Below are 16,895 nucleotides of genomic sequence, written 5' to 3'. Positions count from 1 at the left end.
GAGCCGGGCTCCCGTCGCCCCAACTTTGTTTAGAATGTCCGCCGACGGAGCCGTCTCGCCCCTCTCTCGGCTGCTTTCTCGTCCATCACCATAGCGAAATCCATCAAATCAATGCCAATCCAAGTTACTTGTCCCGGCTGCTACGCACGTTTTTCGGTCAGTGACAAATACGCTGGCAAGAAGGGGCCATGCCCCAAATGCAAAAAAGAAATCGTCGTTCCGGACAAAGCTCAAGAAGTTGTCATCCATGCACCGGAGCTAGCAGGCCCCAAAGACTCCAAAGGGGTCTCGGTTCTCAAGCCGATCAAGCGAAAGGAATTCGAGCTCACCAATTTGCAGCTGATGATCGCGTCCGGACTTGGCTTGATCACCGTCATCGCTGCAATCTCGGCACGTTTTGCATTCGAGGTGGTCCCCTGGTGGTACCTAGCGCTCGGGGTGGTCAGCTTGTCCTACCCGGTCGCTTGGGCAGGCTACGCATTTCTCCGAGACGATGAACTGGGGGGCTACTTTGGGAAAGAACTCGCGATCCGATTGGGAGCTTGCTCTGCGTTTTTCGCCCTGACCTGGGGGCTCTATTGGGGGCTCGCTTTTTATCTTGGAAATAAATCGCTCGCTCAGGTAGACGGAATTTCGTTTGCGATTTTTCTAGCCATTATGTTGGGAATCGGTGCATTCGCCTCCCTCGCGAGCTTGGAAATGGAGTTCGGCCAGAGTTTACTCCACTACGCTCTCTATCTCGGGATCACGATTCTTCTCGCGCTCACCGCAGGCGCCGAGATCGCGGAACCTCTCTCGGGCGGTGCCGCGACCAATCCCTATGGCCTGCCGTCGGTTCCGAAGCTACCGAAATAGTTCTTAGGGTTTGCCGGCATCCCTCTTAGGCTTCGCCGGCCAATCGGTTGGGAGCCGAGGTCGGTGTCGTCGGTTTGGGATTGTTCGTAAACGTCCCCGGCACGACGCGAGGCCCGGCGCTGGTGGAATCGATAATCCGCTTCAATTCTTCGGACTCGATGACTTCGACTTCAATCAATCGCAACGCCAAGGCTTCGAGCGAAGCACGCCGTTCGGTGAGAATCACTCGAGCCCGCTGAATCGCTTCATCGATCAAGCGTTTGACTTCCTGATCGATCTCCCGCGCGGTTTGTTCCGAATACTCACGTCCGAAAGATTCCCCGGAGGAGGCCGCCAGGAAAGGCGAGCGATTTCCTTCGCGATAGTTAATCCTCCCCATTCGGCTCATTCCGTATTCCATGACCATCCCACGAGCGATCTGAGTGGCTCGTTCCAAGTCATTTTGTGCCCCGGTACTGATATCGCGGAATACGATTTCTTCGGTGATGGTTCCGGCTACCAAGACCTGCATCTGCGACTCCAATTCGGCTTGGGTAACGAGATAGCGATCCCCCTCTGGACGCTGCATGGTGTACCCGAGAGCAGCGATACCACGTGGAATGATGGAGACTTTGTGGACCGGATCGGTGTTGGGAAGTGAGTAGGCGATGAGAGCGTGGCCCGCTTCGTGGTACGCGACGCGTCGCTTCTCTTCTTCACCCATGATTCGCTTTTTCTTTTCGAGCCCCGCGGTGACCCTTTCCACTCCGTCATTGAACTCCTGTTGCTCTACTTTCTCTTTCCCTTTGCGGGCAGCGAGCAAGGCGGCTTCGTTCACGAGATTTGCCAGATCCGCACCGACGAAACCGGGGGTGATCGCAGCGACTTGACGCAAATTCACATCCGTGCCGAGTTTCACGCTCTTCACGTGAACCTTGAGAATATCTTCCCGTCCCTGTTTGTCCGGTCTGTCGACCAACACGTTTCGATCGAATCTTCCAGCGCGCAGCAATGCCGGATCCAGAGTCTCTGGACGGTTGGTAGCGGCCATAACAATGACCCCCGCATTGGCATCGAAACCATCCATCTCGACCAACAACGCATTGAGCGTTTGCTCCCGTTCGTCATGGGAACCGGGGACATTTCCCGCGCGGCTCTTCCCCAACGCGTCCAGCTCGTCGATGAAAATGATCGAAGGAGCTTTCGCAGTCGCCTGTTGAAACATGTCACGCACGCGCGCCGCTCCAACACCGACAAACATTTCCACGAAGTCGGAACCGGAAAGGGAGAAGAATGGGACGCCTGCCTCTCCTGCGATCGCTTTTGCCAGCAGCGTTTTTCCCGTGCCGGGAGGTCCGACCAACAACACTCCTCGCGGGATACGACCACCTAGTTTCTGATATTTTTCAGGATGCTTTAGGAAGTCGACGACTTCACGCACTTCCTCCACCGCTTCATCGATCCCAGCCACATCGTCGAAAGTCACTCCGATGTCTTCTTGGACATACATGCGACCTCTCGAACGCCCGAATTGCATGGGAGAATTGATTCCCCCCAACCGTCGCATGACGAAAAAGAAGATCGCAGAGACGACCAGAAGAGGGAGCACGAAGAACATAAGGGACTGCGAAAGCATGCTCGCACCCGGAGCATTAGACCATGGAATATTGGCCCGCTCCAACTTCTCACGAAGCTGCTTGTTGGTGAATTCCGAATTGTCCTTGACCGATTGAAAGCGGACCTTGGATTGCACGGCCCCCTCAACCCCATCTTTATCGATGGGAATCCAATCGACCGTACCGGTCACCGATTTCTCGTCGACCTGCACGTCGCGAAGGTTCTTGACCTTGACTTTGCTGAGGCCGGTCGAGATCTCCAGTTCCCCCGTCGCCTCGTCCACCAAATCGGTGGAACCGCGCGTCTCGTAGCGAGTGTTTTCGATGAGGGCGATCAAGTCGGGATAACGAACGGCCCGGATCATCGAGTTCGTAACCAGCGTGATCGCGCCGAACAGGAACAGGATCGCCAGGAGGGTGTACATCAACCAAGGACTCTGGGGAGGAGTTCCATTGGCGGATGAGGTCGGTTTCTTCTCCGGTTTTTGAGGGCTGCTCATGCGACGGGTCTGGGATGGAGTACGGGATGGCGCGGTTAGGAAACGGAGTAATTATGCGCCGCAGGGTAGGTCTGGGCAGGGTTTGGCGTTGAGGTTTTCGAGACTTCTCCCTAGAATCCGAGCGTTAAATCCATAGGCGGGAACGTTTTGCGACGGATAAAACGACTCTGCTGATTGTGCTTTCGAGGGATGGACTCCCGATAATTGGAGTAGTTTGCGGTGGGCCAAATTCGCAATGTCGCAGTACTCGGCTCCACCGGCAGCATAGGGCGGGCTGCGTTGGATGTCTTGGATCGTCTTCCGGAAACCCATCGCACTGCCGCGATTTCTTGCCATTCGCAACTAGACCTTTTCGAAACTCAGATCGAACAGAGCCAGCCCCTCTATGCCGTCGTGACGCAATGCAATTCTTCTGCGTCGAAAGATTGGCATTCCAAGACGAATCCTCGCTCCCCGAGCACGCAGCGATTTTTGGGCTCCGATGCGGTGAATACGATTGTCAGTCGCCCTGAGATCGACACGGTTGTTGGGGCGATCGTGGGCGTGGCTGGATTGCAAAGCGCTTTACGAACCGTCGAATTGGGAAAACGCTTGGCGCTGGCGAACAAAGAATCGCTCGTCGTGGCGGGGTCCCTCATCATGGGAACGGCCAAAACGACCGGAGCGGAAGTCTTGCCCGTGGACAGCGAGCACAGCGCAATCTTCCAGTGCCTGCAAACCCGTTGCTCACCAAACGAACTCAAGCGAGTCATTCTGACCGCGAGCGGTGGTCCACTTCGCGATTGGCCCTTGGACAAACTGGAGCAAGCGACCGTCGAAGACGCCTTGATGCACCCCACATGGCAAATGGGACGAAAGATCACCGTTGATTCCGCCACGATGATGAATAAGGCTCTCGAGGTGATCGAAGCCAAGTGGTTGTTCGATTTGACCCCGGATCAAATCCATGTCGTGATCCATTCGCAGTCCATCATTCATTCGATGGTGGAGTTTCGCGATGCTTCGGTCATCGCGCAGCTAAGCCCTCCGGATATGCGACTCCCCATTCAATACGCCTTGACCTACCCCGAACGAGCTCCAGCGTCGTCGCCCCCTTTCGACTGGAACAACGATTGCCAGCTAAGCTGGAAACCGGTCGATCCGGAACGTTATCCCTGCTTGCAGTTGGGATTCGAAGTCGCCGCCCGCGGGGGATCCTGCGGTGCAGTCCTCAATGCCGCAAACGAAGCCTGTGTCGAGCTCTTCTTAGAACGTAGAATTCGACTGACTGATATTGCTAAGATTTGTAAATCGATTCTTCACCATCATCACTACTCACCTTCGCCGAGCCTCCCCGAACTCCTGGAACTGGATTGCTGGAGCCGGCTTGAAGTCCAACGTTGGATAACTTGATTCATGACAGATCTCCTCATTGCCGGCGACTCCCTGACCCAACTGCTGAATTGGACGCAGCCCCTTTTTGCTGCGGAACCGACGCTGCTCGAGTCGTGGGGAACCTTCCTTTACAACATCATGCTCGTCGCCCTCGGACTGGGGTTTGTCATCTTTGTTCACGAGCTAGGACACTTCCTCGCTGCGAAAACCTTTGGCGTGCAATGCGACAAGTTCTACGTTGGGTTTGATCCACCACTCCAAATCGGTCCCATCAAACTCCCGTCGAAGCTGTTTCATTTCCAGTGGGGTGAAACCGAATACGGGATTGGAGTGATCCCGTTGGGGGGTTACGTGAAGATGCTCGGACAAGACGATGATCCTCGCAACTCTGCCGCGGAAGCCGCACGAAGCCGGGAAGGTGTCGGACCTGACGGTGCACCGAAGCTCAACCCCCGTTCGTATGCCGCCAAGAGTGTTTACGCGAGGATGGTGATCATCAGCGCTGGGGTCGTCATGAATTTGATCACCGGCGTCTTCATGGCCGCGATCGCATTCTATGTTGGGGTTCCCTACGACGCGGCGGTGATTGGAACAGTGTTCCCCGGCGATCCAGCTTGGCATGCAGGATTAGAACCAGGGGACCGATTTGTGAAAGTCAACAAGAACGAAAACGACGAGCTCTCGTTCCGCGATATGCAGCAGTCGATTGTCTTCGCAGGGCTTCGCGACGCTTCCAAACCGGTGGCCATCGGTGTCGACCGCAATGGCGAGACCAAAGAGTTTTCCGTAGTCGGAACTACCCACCACTCCGACCCATCGCGTGGTATTCAAATCCTCAGCCTTGGCATGCGATCGACCTTCATCACAACCTTGTCAAGAATCAGCCCCATTTCCAAGCAATACACAGAGGACCCGAGTTATGAAGCTTCGAGTCTGCCCAGGCTCGAACCAGGTGACATCGTGGTCGGTATCAATGGCGAAACCCTGCCGGTGTCCCGTTACGCTCCAGAGCCGCTCGGCTATGAATTGGACAAACGACTGGAACCAAGACACGCAGAGACCGTTACCCTCAACGTGATGCGACTCAAAAATCCCGACGATAAGAAGAGCGAAGAGCGAGAACCCGTCGATGTACCTTCTCCACCTGTCGCGATGAAGTCCTTTGGTGCCGGTTTCCTACCCACACCAGTCGTCACCGTTCGCGAAAACTCGCTGGGCTTCCAATCTGGAATCGAGGAAGGAATGAAGCTGATCTCGCTCGATGGCGAACCGATCGACGACGCGTTCGCTTTGCTATTAAAACTGAGCTCGAAATTCGGGAAGAAAGCAACCCTCGATTTCACAGATGCAGCAGGCGAAAAGAAAACGTTCGAATGGCAACTTCCTGATTCCTTTCCTGTCCCGGTCGCCGATGCCATGTTCGGTCCCACCGGACTGGAAATCCCCGGCACGGGAATCGTATACGGTGTCAGCAATATCGTCGGTCGGATTGAACCCGGTATGCCTGCAGAGAAGGCAGGACTGCAAGTGAACGATGTGATCACCCAAATTCGATTCAGCCCGGAAACAGAAGACGAGTTGCAATATTTTAAGAATGTTCTCCTCGGAGCGGAATCGCTGAAGAAAGCCCAACTCGTCGATCGCGGCCGAAACATGCAGTACTGGATCGGAACTCTGCAAATGATGCGCACCGGCCTCTCGACCGAGCTTCACTTCGAACGAGACGGTAAGGTCGATCGATGCAATGTCACCGTCGCGAAACACCCAACGCTCCATTGGCCCGATCGCGGTCTCCAATTCACCTCTCTCAAGAGGACCCATCAAGTCGACTCGGTCGCAGATGCAATGGGTCTGGGGCTTCACGAAATTGTTCGACGAGGTGGCAATGTTCTCGAGTTCTTGGAATTGCTCGTACGTGGCAAACTCCCATTCCGAGCCGTGGGTGGTCCTGGAGCCATCGCGATGGAAGCGACCGATGCGGCGTCTCGCGGCATCTCCCCGTTGCTGATGTTCCTCACGCTGCTTAGCGCGAACTTGGCAATCATCAACTTCCTCCCCATCCCTGCCCTCGATGGTGGACATATGGTTTTCCTTATCGCGGAAGCGATCCGTGGAAAGCCTGTCGACGAAGAACTCGAGGGGAAGCTTCGACTAGCGGGCGTGCTAGGATTGCTTTGCTTGATGCTGGCGGTCGTCTTCAATGACTACATCAACATTTCCAGGTTCTATCGAGGGTAGAGCGGCCAAACGAAACGAGTGGATCCCAATCTTCGCGCGAAGCACATAAATGGCTTCGCAGGGTGAGGACGAGCGGTTCGTTCTAGAGCAAGTGCTTCGCTTTGACTTCGAGATATTGATTCACCAAGGGTGAAGTAAGCGCGTCGGGGAAGGCGTCGACCGCGAGGATCCCCGCATTCTGGATCTTCTGGATCACATCGTTCCGCCAGATTAAAAGCTGAGCGGCCGCGGCACTTCGATAGAGTACCGACTCGTCCAGGTTTGGGTTGTCCGCGTATTCGAACACGGCTCGGTCACGAAGCAAGCATAGCAACGGCAAATGCTTTCCTCGAAGGGTTGTGAGGTAGCCCGTGATCTGCGCCGCAGAGACATCGTCGATCACACTGGTCAACAATACGACTAGCGATCGCTTCCGACAAGTTTTGGAAAAGTGCAGAAACGCTTCGCTGTAGTTGGTCTGAAGCAGTGTGGGGAAGCGATCGAAACTAGCGTGAAGCAATCGATTCATTTGCGACGCTCCCCCCCGAACGGGCACATACGATTCGATCCGATCGGAAAAGCACATCAATCCGACGGAGTCTCCCTGATGCAGCGCGACGTAACTGAGCATCAGCATCGAGTTCAAGGCATAGTCGAGCAAACTTAGACCTCGATATTCCGCGGTCATCAGCCTCCCGCAATCCACCAGGAACACGATGCGCTGGCTCTGGTCGGTTTGAAATTGCTTGACGGTGAGTTTGTTCCGCCGAGCGGTCGAACGCCAATCGATATGCTTGTAATTGTCATCTTGGGTGTAGTCGCGTAGCCGCTCGAAATTGTTGTCCTGCCCAGCCTTTCGAGTCTTGCGAACCCCGATCAGACTCAATCGATTCGTGCGAGCCAAAATCGCATACTCGGTTAACTGTTTCATATCGGGGTAGACATGCAGTTCGCCCGGCAATGGCTTGCGAAGATTGCGTGTCCACAATCCAAATCGGCTCAGCAGTTGAAAGTAGATAGATTCAAATCGATAAGTACCGCGTCGTTTCGGCGTCAGCTTGTAATCGATCTCGGTTCGCTTTCGAGAATCGAGTCGGAAGCGATGGACTTCGGGCTTCGCGCTGAGTTCCGTGGGTAGATCGTCGCGCATCACGATCCGCTTCAACCGGTCGCTACGATTCTCAACCAGCAATTTCACTGGATGCGTCCCACCGAGCGACGCGCTCCGCACCATTTGACGCTCGACCCGAATCCCGCTTTGGCTCGTAATCGTCAGCAGATCCAAGACCACGAATGAGACAGCCACCAGATCCAAGACGACGATAAAGTGGCGATAGAGCGGATCGATCGCGACCAAAACGGTGGCAAACGACAAGGGGAGGAGAAACCACAACCAGCGCAAAGTCGGATAAATCCGCCAGCCCCATGCCAAAACCAGCAGAGGGAGCAGGAGCAAAGCCAGTCCGATCCAAGGTGCCCAGAATAAATAGGAACCGACGGAGTCGTAGAGTTGTTGAGCGTCGATTGTCTGGTCCACGGGATCTACAACCTAGGAACTTCGATTCCGCGCAAAAGGGTGCTGAGCTCCGAATCGACAAGCAACCCCTCCACTTCGGCTTCCGCGCTCATCACCACACGATGACGCAGTGCCGGGATCGCGATCTCGACCACATCATCGGGAACGGCATAGTTGCGGCCGCGAAACGCGGCGAGCGTTCTGGCACCTTGAACAATCGCCAACCCAGCTCGCGGCGATGCCCCCATGTGGAAGGTCGGCCAAGCTCTCGTGGAACGAACAATACGATTGATGTACGCGAGCAGCTTGGGCTCGATGCGAACCTCGGAGTTCGCTTTCATTATTTGGAGAATGGTCTCGGCGTTGGTGACTTGACGCACTTCCTCGCGGAGCACAGCCCCCAAATCGACTTGCCGTGAGTGCAGATCCAAGATCCGCGCCTCCTCGGCTTCACCAGGATAAGAGACGATCGCTTTGAACATGAAGCGATCTAGCTGTGCTTCAGGGAGGGAGTATGTCCCTTCGCTTTCGATTGGGTTTTGGGTCGCCATCACCAAAAAGGGTCGAGGAACCGGATGGCTGACTCCATCGATGGTCACCCGATACTCCTGCATAATCTCCAATAGGGCGGCGTGCGTTTTCGCAGGGGAGCGGTTGATCTCATCCGCCAACAAAAACTGAGTAAAGACAGGACCAGGACGGAATCGAAAGTCCTGAGTCTTCAAATCCAAAATGGGAGCGCCGGTGATATCCGATGGCATCAAGTCAGCTGTGAATTGAATCCGCCCAAATTGACAGCCGAGGACGCGCCCCAGCGTCCGGACGAAGAGAGTCTTTCCGAGCCCCGGCACGCCTTCGATCAACACATGCCCGCCGGAGAACAAGGCGACGAGCGAAACAGTAACCAGCTCCTCTTGCCCCACGAAAATCTTGCTGATTTCCGCCATAGACTCTTCAAAGAGCTTTTGCGTCGGCGTCATTGGGATCGCAGGAATCGGAGCGATGGATGCAGGCTCCGCAGGACGGGCGGGCTCTCCGCTTGAAGCCCCGACGGGAGCAGATGCACCTTCACGGGAAACGGATTGCGAATCGGAATGGCTTTGACTCATAGTGACCATTGGGCAGGGGCTTTTGACGGAACGCCCCAATGATAACCGGAGCTTTCGTGCGGGGGGCAGTGCCCTCAACAAAAATAGTGAAGAGCCGTCGCTGCCTTCTAAAAATGTCCTCCCTATCGGACGTCGTGAAAGCAACAAGGTATACTGAGCTGCGATTATTGTTCTCAACGCGTGCCCGCCGCTCCCGTCCTGCGATCCATCCCCTCTCTGTTCCTATCGCTGCCATGAATCACCTCTCCATTTCGCATCGCGATCCATGCGCGCTACATCCGATCTTCCACGCTCGCAAGATGCCCTCGCGCATCGAGTTGAATAGTAGGTTGATCGGGATGTTTCTATTGGCGATCAACGCGTTTGCACTTCTCGCCTTCGTCCCCCCCGCCTTCGCACAACCCGCAAAGGAAACGGACCATCCCGACCGAGTGCGTCAACAAGATGTCCCCTCGGGTGAAGTGAAGAAAGGGGTCTTCGAGACCAGCGAGATTTATCCCGGCACTCAGCGCGACTACAGCGTTTACATACCGAAGCAGTACGACCCATCCCAAGCGGCTGCCTTGATGGTCTTCCAAGATGGACAGAACTACGCGAATCCCGATGGCCCTTTTCGCATCCCCATCGTCTTCGATAACTTGATTCACCAAAAAGCCATGCCGGTAACGATCGCCGTTTTTGTCTCCCCTGGGACGGTAAAAGGTGCTTTGCCCAATGCGAAGGATCGGAGCACCCGTTCCTTTGAATACGACTCGATGGGAGATCGATACGCACGCTTCCTCATCGAGGAGTTTCTTCCGGTTGCGTTGAAAGATCTGAATGTCAGCAACTCACCCGAAGATCGCGCCATTGGCGGTATCTCGTCAGGCGGCATCGCCGCCTTCACCGTCGCATGGGAACGCCCGGACCAGTTCGGTAAAGTTCTCAGCCACATCGGTAGCTACACCAACATAAGGGGAGGCTGGGCCTACCCGGGCTTGGTCCGCAAAAGCAAACGCAATCCAAAGGCGATCAAGGTCTACCTACAGGAAGGCAAAGACGATCTCAACAATTTGTTCGGAAACTGGCCCTTGGCCAATCAAGACCTTGCGGCAGCTCTGCAGTTCGCAGGCTACGAACACAAATTGGTTATGACCGAGGGTGGACACAGTGGTAACTGGGCTGGAAAAGAACTGCCTGAAGCCCTTCGCTGGCTCTGGTCCAAGCCGGATGCCACCGAGACCAACACCGGTTCAACCGAACCAACGACTGCACCAGAGAAAACGAAATGGGAGCCCCACCCTGACGCCGTCGTCAACGAAAAGGTCCCTACGGGAACCATCGAAAAGTTCCCAGCGTTTGAATCGAAGATCTTTGAGAATACCGTTCGGGATTGGGCGATTTATGTACCGGCTCAGGTCAAGCCGGACGAACCATCGGCCGTCATGGTTTTTCAAGATGGCCATAGTTACATGGATACGAAAGGACGTTGGCGCGTTCCGGTTGTCTTCGACAATCTGATCGCCAAGGGAGAAATGCCCCCCACGATCGCAGTGTTCGTCAATCCTGGACACGACTCTCGACGCGCGAAACCGGATTCCCCCTGGCGAGCCTCGAACCGCGGCTACGAGTACGACAGTCTCGGGGACCGCTACGCTCAATTCCTTTTGACGGAAATCCTTCCTCAGGTGGAAGCCAAATATACGCTATCTAAGGATCCGGAGATGCGAGCACTATGCGGTGCTAGCTCCGGCGGTATTTGCTCGTTCACGGTCGCTTGGGAACGCCCCGATCAATTCCGCAAAGTACTCTCCACGATCGGCAGCTTCACAAATCTTCGAGGTGGAAATGTCTATCCTTCGCTCATCCGAAAAACCGAACCCAAGCCGCTTCGAATCTACCTCGCCGATACGAGCGGCGACTTGGACAACCCCTTTGGCAATTGGCCTCTCTCGAACAAATTGATGCACTCTGCTCTGGCTTACATGGGCTACGATGTGCGCTTTGATTGGGCAGAAGGCTACGGACACAATGCCGACCACGGTGGGATGCTGTTTCCCGACGCACTCCGATGGTTGTGGCGAAAAGAGAAGCATGAGCCCCAATGGAATACGAAGGATGATCTCAAGGGTGACCTCACCCTGCTGAAACTTCTTGTTCCCAAACAAGGCTGGGAGGTCGTCGCGAAAGATCTTGGATTTGCCGACGCTCCCTGCGTCGACCAACAAGGGAACTTTTATTACTCCGATATGCGTGCCCCCGCAATCTATCGCGTTCGAAACGGAAACGGGGAACAAGAACTCATTGCCAAGGAGGCGGTCAGCGGATTGGAATTCGGGGCAGATGGAAAGCTCTACGGTTGCCAAGGTTCCAAGAACCGATTGGTTTCTATCGATCCGACTAACGGGCAGGTCTCCGTGGTCGCCAACGAGGTAACTCCCAATGACTTGGCGATCGCTTCCAATGGCTACGCGTATATCACCGAAACCAAGGAAGGAAGGATTACGAAAATCGAATTGGCCACCGGGAAGGTTTCCATTGCAGGTGAGGGTATCAACCGACCTAACGGGATTGCGGTTTCTCCGGACGGCGGCACGCTCGCTGTTTCGGAATACGGAGGGAAAATTGTTTGGATGTATCGGCTATTGCCCAACGGAGATATCGATAGCAAGTTGCCAGCTATGGAACTTCGATCCCCGATCGATGCCAAAGGTGACTTTGCGTTCAATGAGCCTCCCCCCTATCTCCTTGCATCGGGGGGGGACGGAATGGCTGTCGATCGAGTCGGTCGCTATTACGTGACTTCCCAATTGGGAGTGCAGATATTCGATCCCACGGGACGTCAGTGCGGTGTTTTGCCGAAACCCATTCAGGACGCACCTCTCACCAGTTGCGTGTTGGGAGGCCCTGCCGGCGAGTGGTTGTTCATAACCAATGGAAGCACCATCTTCCGACGCCCATTGACGTTGGAATAGCGGTTAAGAAAAGCATTTCATCCATTCCCGTGTCCGTCCCCCGAGACCCTCATCTTGCCTGCAACAGTTCGTTTGGAAATTCCCTCCCAAGGATTCGAGCCAGCTCGCGAAGCATTGCGAGCTCTCGACTGCGGGGTAGAGCATGAGATTGAAATCTGTTGCGCGAAGGCCCTGCCCTATTTGCTCAACGGCTATCGATTGCGGGGGCACGTCAAAGTTTTGGGCAGTGTCGGCGACTTTTGCTTCGTGTGCTTTGGAGAATCCGAAGGAATCATCGAGGGCAATGCAGGACACTACCTGGCTCATTCGATCCATTCCGGCGCCTTGTTTGTCCACGGCGATGCTGGCTCCGGATTGGCGTCGCTCGGTCAAGGGGGGCTTGTTTCCGTCTACGGAAACGCTGGCCCGCGCGTCGCGCTGGGTATGCAAGGTGCAGATGTCGTGATACGTGGGAACGCAGGTCCGCTGTGTGGGCTCGGTATGCAAAGCGGATCGATCGTCATCGGTGGGAACGCAGGAGAGGAACTGGGCCGGGGAATGCGAGGAGGCATCATTTACGTGCGAGGGGAGGTCCAATCGATCAGCCCCGATATCGAAGAAGTTCGCATGCGGGAGCCAGATAAACTCAAAATTGGACTTCTGATGCTCAAAGCAGGAATCAAAGCGACGGGAAAAGAATTCAAAGTCTTCCGGCCAGCCCACTAGAATCTCTTCATCGGTAGCTTCGCCGATCTTTCCCGATGTCTACTTCCTTCCCAAGATGCGATCGAGTGAATCGGAAGTTTGCCAAACGAGCGCCTCGGGGTAGTGCTGGTAAGGATGGAAATACTCAAAGGTGAGATACCCCTCATAGCCTACTTTCTCCAAGGCGTCCGTCACCGCAGGCCAGTTGGTTGTTCCGTCCAACAACGGACGAAACGTCTCGAGTGAATAATCAGTCCCCTTCTTCGTGAACTCTTTCAAATGGACGTTCTTGGTTCGCTTGCCAAGGATCGTCGCCCAATGCTCCGCGTGCTGGAACATCGAGATATTGCCCGTGTCAAAGTGCACTTGAATGTAAGGGCTACCAAAACTATCGACGAATTGATTCATCTCCATAGGGGTCATCAAATAACCGTTGAAGAAAATGTTCTCCATGTTCAAGTACGTCTTTGTCTTCTCCGCTTTCTTGACCAATTGACCAATCGCATTCTTGGCCCGCTCGTCGCACACATCGTTCGGAACCGGTTCGTGATCGTCGCGCCATGGGATATGAACGGCCCCTGGCACCACCAGAACATTTTCCACCCCCATGTCCGCGGCCGCTTGAGCAATCATTCCCGCGAGTTCAATGCCCCGATTGCGTTTCGCAGGATCGTTCGAGGACAGCGGATAAGGCCAAAAGAGAAACGAACAGAGACCGCTGATCTCAATCCCGATCTCATCTGCCATCCGCCGGATCGCCGCGAAGTTCTTCGCCGTTCCCTTCGGTGAAAGATCGTTTTCCAAATCGTAATTGAGTTCAATCCCGTCAAATCCTGCATCTTTGGCAAGTTGCATGCACTCGCGGAGATTCATAAGCTGTGGGTAAGGGAACGCCCAAAGATTAATCGATTTCTTCATCTTGTATCGCTTGGGGGATGAACGCCTGGCATCCGCCTCAGCAGGGGCCGCTGCTCGGGAAGCGTGAACGGGCTCGAATGCGAACGATGACAAACCAATCCCAGCCATCGTTGCGAGCAACGCTTCACGGCGGGGAATTGAAGAGGGATCGTGTGGGTGCATGGTGCTTTTACTCTTGAAAAGTGGGTAGGAGTCGCAGGCAGGGAAACGAACCGTAAGTGGCACGCTCGACTGGATTCTACTTCGTTTATTCGATGTCGTGGTCTTGCCGAGATACAATCCATTGGAACGCCTAACGCCAACGATGACTTTCGACAAACGTAAAGATGTCCCCGCGCCGTTGGGATCCTTTTCTCCGACCGCCTAAGGGTCTTCCCACCAACAAGGTCCGATCCTTTCATGACTGCCGGTTTCTTTCCCAAATCTTTGCCTTGTCTATTGTTCCTTTGGTTGGGTTCGTCTTTATCTGTCGCATTGGCCCAAGAGGTTCGCTCGCTGACCTATGCCCCCGCTCCAATCGACAATCCGCTGAAGGGATTTGTGCCCTATCAAGGAGACCGAAGGTCGCAGTTCCCGCATTCGCTGGAGTTCAACTACATCGGACTCGCTTCTCTTATGAAGGACGAGGAACGATTCGATTGGACCGAACTGGATTCGATGTTGAACGATATCTCAAGTCGAGGCCATCAAGCCATTTTTCGGGTCTTCATCGAGTACCCGGGCAAGAAGAGCTCAATCCCCGAGTTCCTCATGTCGCGCGAGCTTAAGGTCACGCGATGGAAGTTGAATGACGCTCCTGGATCCATAGTCGACACCCCGGACTACGAAGACCCTCGCATACGGCGGGCTATGGTTCGATTCATCCAGGAGTTAGGAGATCGGTACGATGGAGATCCTCGCATCGGCTTTATCACGGCCGGTCTTCTCGGACTCTGGGGGGAATGGCATACGCATCCTCGCAGCGATTTGTTCGCCACCAAAACAGTTCAATCCGAAGTATTGGACGCGTACGAGAAGGCTTTTCAAAAAACCCCCGTCCTGCTGCGATATCCCGCGGGGGAAAGCGATGCCAAGATTGCGAGTAATTCCTATCGTTTGTTTGGGTACCACGATGACTCGTTCGCATGGTCCACACTCCGTACGGGGCGCGGCGATGACAATTGGTTCTTCATGGCATTGCTAGAACGAGCAGGCGAAGACGCGATGAACAAATGGAAGACGTCGCCCATCGGGGGTGAAGTACGTCCTGAGGCTTGGGGATTCGTTTTCGATCCATCCCCCCAAGATCGTCGCATCCAAGACATCGAGCAATGTGTTTCGGAGACGCATGTCACGTGGCTCATGGACAGCGGTTTGTTCGGCAAAAAGCAGAGTCAGGAGCGAATCGACCGTGCAAAAGAAATCGCTCGCAGGATGGGCTATGAGTTCCATGCAAAATCTGTATCGATGGACGCAACCGCGCCCGATCGCGTGCAATTGACATTGAGTATCGAGAATCGAGGCGTTGCACCTTTTTATTTGGATTGGACGCCTGAATGGGGCATATTTCTTCATGACAAAATCATCCGCACGTTCCCGTGCTCGGGTCGGTTGACGGAGATCCCTCCTCAACATGGAGTGGCTCAATGGCAAGATGAACTGAACCTGAAGGAATTGCCATCAGGCCGATTCGAGCTGGGTATTCGAGTCCCCAATCCACTGCCTCAAGGCCCTGCAGTTCGATTCGCGAACGCCACCCAAGACTTGAACTCCGGGTGGATGAGACTGGGAGAATGGAACAAACAATGAATCCTTCTCTCTTCTCGATGAAATAGAAAGCAATCAGAAGTGGGGAAGAATTGCGCGCCAAGGCGCAAAGCTCGCACGGGAAGCAGACAAAAGCAAAACCGATCCGTCCCTTTCCATCCTCACTCTTCCCTCTGCGACTTGGCGCCTTAGCGAGAAATTCAAGTCTGAAACGGGAATCATAAGCAAGTGGATCGTAGTCCAGCAGAGAAAACTGCTCGACTTTTTCGGAGCTCTCGCGGAGAGTTGGAAACAGCTATACTGTTCGCGGGAATGCGCGAAGGGAATGCCATTCGCAAAAACATCACCGAATAGAATCATGTACATAGCGACGCCATGATTGAACTGCACGAGTTTGGAAAAGATTACGGAGAGTTTCGAGCAGTCGATTCCATCACGATGAAGATCGATGCTGGGGAACTTTTTGGTTTCATCGGCCCCAACGGTGCTGGCAAGAGCACGTCGATTCGATTCCTGGCGACGCTGCTGAAGCCGACGCGAGGGGATGGTTCGATCAATGGATTTAGCGTCAACAAGAACCCCATGGATGTACGCCGCAGTATCGGCTACATGCCCGATGATTTCGGCGTTTATGACGGTATGAAGGTGTGGGAGTTTCTCGATTTTTTTGCCGTCGCTTACAAGATTGGACGGACACAACGCAAACAAGTGATCGGCGATGTTCTGGAGTTGCTCGACCTGACACACAAAAGGGACGATTACGTGAACGGTCTATCCCGTGGAATGAAGCAACGCCTCTGCCTTGCGAAGACTCTGGTTCATGATCCCCCCGTTTTGATTCTTGACGAACCCACGAGCGGATTGGATCCTCGCGCTCGTATCGAAGTCAAAGCGCTGCTCCGTGAACTACGGAAGATGGGAAAAACGATTCTGATCAGCAGCCACATCTTGAGCGAGCTAGCCGACTGCTGCACGTCGATCGGCATTATTGAGCGAGGACAACTCTTGATGCATGGGCCCATCGAATCGGTCTATCGCAAAATCCGACGCAATCGGATCGTCGAAGTCCGATTCTTGGAGAATCAAGATGCTGGACTGTCGATTCTTCGGAGCGAACCAACGCTGCGAGGCATCGATATCGATGGCAATCGCGCGACCGCGGAGTTCGAAACCGACGACGCTGGATTGTCCGATATCCTCAACCGTCTCGTTCATGGCGGAGTCAAGATGAAGTCGTTCAACGACAAAGATCCGACATTGGAAGACGTCTTCATGTTGGTGACGAAGGGCCTCGTCGCTTAATCCGCAAACTCGATACGATCTGCATAATTCCCCTCCTCGGTGCAGTCAATTGCATGCATTTGGTACATTTCGGTTTTGATCCGCGAGAAAATCGACCGATCTTCCACTAACTGAAGATCTCCTTT

Annotated in this window: 11 protein-coding genes; 7 read left to right on the top strand and 4 right to left on the bottom strand. The window is 54.4% G+C overall.

From position 1 onward, the window contains the following. Positions 1 to 111 precede the first annotated feature (111 nt). Positions 112 to 855 carry a hypothetical protein gene (locus VN12_RS20700; RefSeq protein ID WP_146678582.1) on the top strand — a complete coding sequence of 248 codons (744 nt, stop codon included), beginning with the start codon at positions 112 to 114 and terminating at the stop codon, positions 853 to 855. Positions 856 to 880: 25 nt separating this feature from the next. On the opposite strand, the gene ftsH is transcribed toward VN12_RS20700, so the two are convergent. Then, positions 881 to 2,950 carry an ATP-dependent zinc metalloprotease FtsH gene (ftsH, locus tag VN12_RS20695; RefSeq protein WP_146678581.1) on the bottom strand — a complete coding sequence of 690 codons (2,070 nt, stop codon included), beginning with the start codon at positions 2,948 to 2,950 and terminating at the stop codon, positions 881 to 883. A 219-nt stretch (positions 2,951 to 3,169) separates the two neighbouring features. On the opposite strand from ftsH, the gene dxr reads away from it, so the two are divergent. Together dxr and VN12_RS20685 are read left to right on the top strand one after the other, a co-directional pair. Next, positions 3,170 to 4,342, top strand: coding sequence for a 1-deoxy-D-xylulose-5-phosphate reductoisomerase (gene dxr / locus VN12_RS20690; RefSeq protein ID WP_205855105.1), 1,173 nt, complete (start codon positions 3,170 to 3,172; stop codon positions 4,340 to 4,342). A gap of 3 nt (positions 4,343 to 4,345) precedes the next feature. Next, positions 4,346 to 6,562, top strand: a complete 2,217-nt coding sequence (locus tag VN12_RS20685; RefSeq protein ID WP_146678580.1) for a site-2 protease family protein — start codon at positions 4,346 to 4,348, stop codon at positions 6,560 to 6,562. An 82-nt stretch (positions 6,563 to 6,644) separates the two neighbouring features. On the opposite strand, the gene VN12_RS20680 is transcribed toward VN12_RS20685, so the two are convergent. After that, on the bottom strand, positions 6,645 to 8,078 hold the full coding sequence (locus VN12_RS20680) for a DUF58 domain-containing protein (RefSeq protein ID WP_240491212.1): 1,434 nt from the start codon (positions 8,076 to 8,078) through the stop codon (positions 6,645 to 6,647). A 5-nt stretch (positions 8,079 to 8,083) separates the two neighbouring features. Continuing rightward, positions 8,084 to 9,166 (bottom strand): AAA family ATPase, encoded by a 1,083-nt coding sequence (locus VN12_RS20675; protein WP_146678579.1) that lies wholly within the window; start codon positions 9,164 to 9,166, stop codon positions 8,084 to 8,086. Between the two features lie 338 nt (positions 9,167 to 9,504). Between VN12_RS20675 and VN12_RS20670 the strand changes: the two genes are divergently transcribed. Both VN12_RS20670 and VN12_RS20665 read left to right on the top strand, forming a co-directional pair. Further along, entirely contained in the window at positions 9,505 to 12,120 is a 2,616-nt protein-coding gene (locus VN12_RS20670; protein WP_146678578.1) for an alpha/beta hydrolase-fold protein, read from the top strand. Between the two features lie 54 nt (positions 12,121 to 12,174). Next, the gene (locus VN12_RS20665; RefSeq protein ID WP_168164537.1) at positions 12,175 to 12,825 is read left to right on the top strand and encodes a hypothetical protein; all 651 of its coding nucleotides are present in this window, start codon (positions 12,175 to 12,177) and stop codon (positions 12,823 to 12,825) included. 39 nt (positions 12,826 to 12,864) lie between these two features. On the opposite strand, the gene VN12_RS20660 is transcribed toward VN12_RS20665, so the two are convergent. After that, positions 12,865 to 13,884 (bottom strand): sugar phosphate isomerase/epimerase family protein, encoded by a 1,020-nt coding sequence (locus tag VN12_RS20660; protein ID WP_240491211.1) that lies wholly within the window; start codon positions 13,882 to 13,884, stop codon positions 12,865 to 12,867. A gap of 237 nt (positions 13,885 to 14,121) precedes the next feature. Here VN12_RS20660 and VN12_RS20655 point away from each other — a divergent pair, with 237 nt between their 5' ends. Then, complete coding sequence (locus tag VN12_RS20655) at positions 14,122 to 15,510, top strand: DUF4832 domain-containing protein (RefSeq protein WP_146678576.1); 1,389 nt, start codon at positions 14,122 to 14,124, stop codon at positions 15,508 to 15,510. 333 nt (positions 15,511 to 15,843) lie between these two features. Continuing rightward, positions 15,844 to 16,770: an ATP-binding cassette domain-containing protein gene (locus tag VN12_RS20650; RefSeq protein ID WP_146678575.1), complete on the top strand. Its 927-nt coding sequence runs from the start codon at positions 15,844 to 15,846 to the stop codon at positions 16,768 to 16,770. Positions 16,771 to 16,895: the final 125 nt, after the last annotated feature.

It is taken from the genome of Pirellula sp. SH-Sr6A (assembly GCF_001610875.1).
In the GTDB taxonomy this organism is placed as follows: domain Bacteria; phylum Planctomycetota; class Planctomycetia; order Pirellulales; family Pirellulaceae; genus JBKCUI01.
This window is presented reverse-complemented; position numbering and strand designations above follow the sequence as displayed.

Excerpts from the sequence above, each read along its gene's own strand:
- VN12_RS20655 (WP_146678576.1), top strand. The coding sequence starts at position 14,122 with ATGACTGCCGGTTTCTTTCCCAAATCTTTGCCTTGTCTATTGTTCCTT.
- VN12_RS20670 (WP_146678578.1), top strand. The coding sequence starts at position 9,505 with ATGTTTCTATTGGCGATCAACGCGTTTGCACTTCTCGCCTTCGTCCCC.
- VN12_RS20650 (WP_146678575.1), top strand. The coding sequence starts at position 15,844 with ATGATTGAACTGCACGAGTTTGGAAAAGATTACGGAGAGTTTCGAGCA.
- VN12_RS20660 (WP_240491211.1), bottom strand. The coding sequence starts at position 13,884 with ATGCACCCACACGATCCCTCTTCAATTCCCCGCCGTGAAGCGTTGCTC.
- VN12_RS20685 (WP_146678580.1), top strand. The coding sequence starts at position 4,346 with ATGACAGATCTCCTCATTGCCGGCGACTCCCTGACCCAACTGCTGAAT.
- VN12_RS20700 (WP_146678582.1), top strand. The coding sequence starts at position 112 with ATGCCAATCCAAGTTACTTGTCCCGGCTGCTACGCACGTTTTTCGGTC.
- ftsH (WP_146678581.1), bottom strand. The coding sequence starts at position 2,950 with ATGAGCAGCCCTCAAAAACCGGAGAAGAAACCGACCTCATCCGCCAAT.
- VN12_RS20675 (WP_146678579.1), bottom strand. The coding sequence starts at position 9,166 with ATGAGTCAAAGCCATTCCGATTCGCAATCCGTTTCCCGTGAAGGTGCA.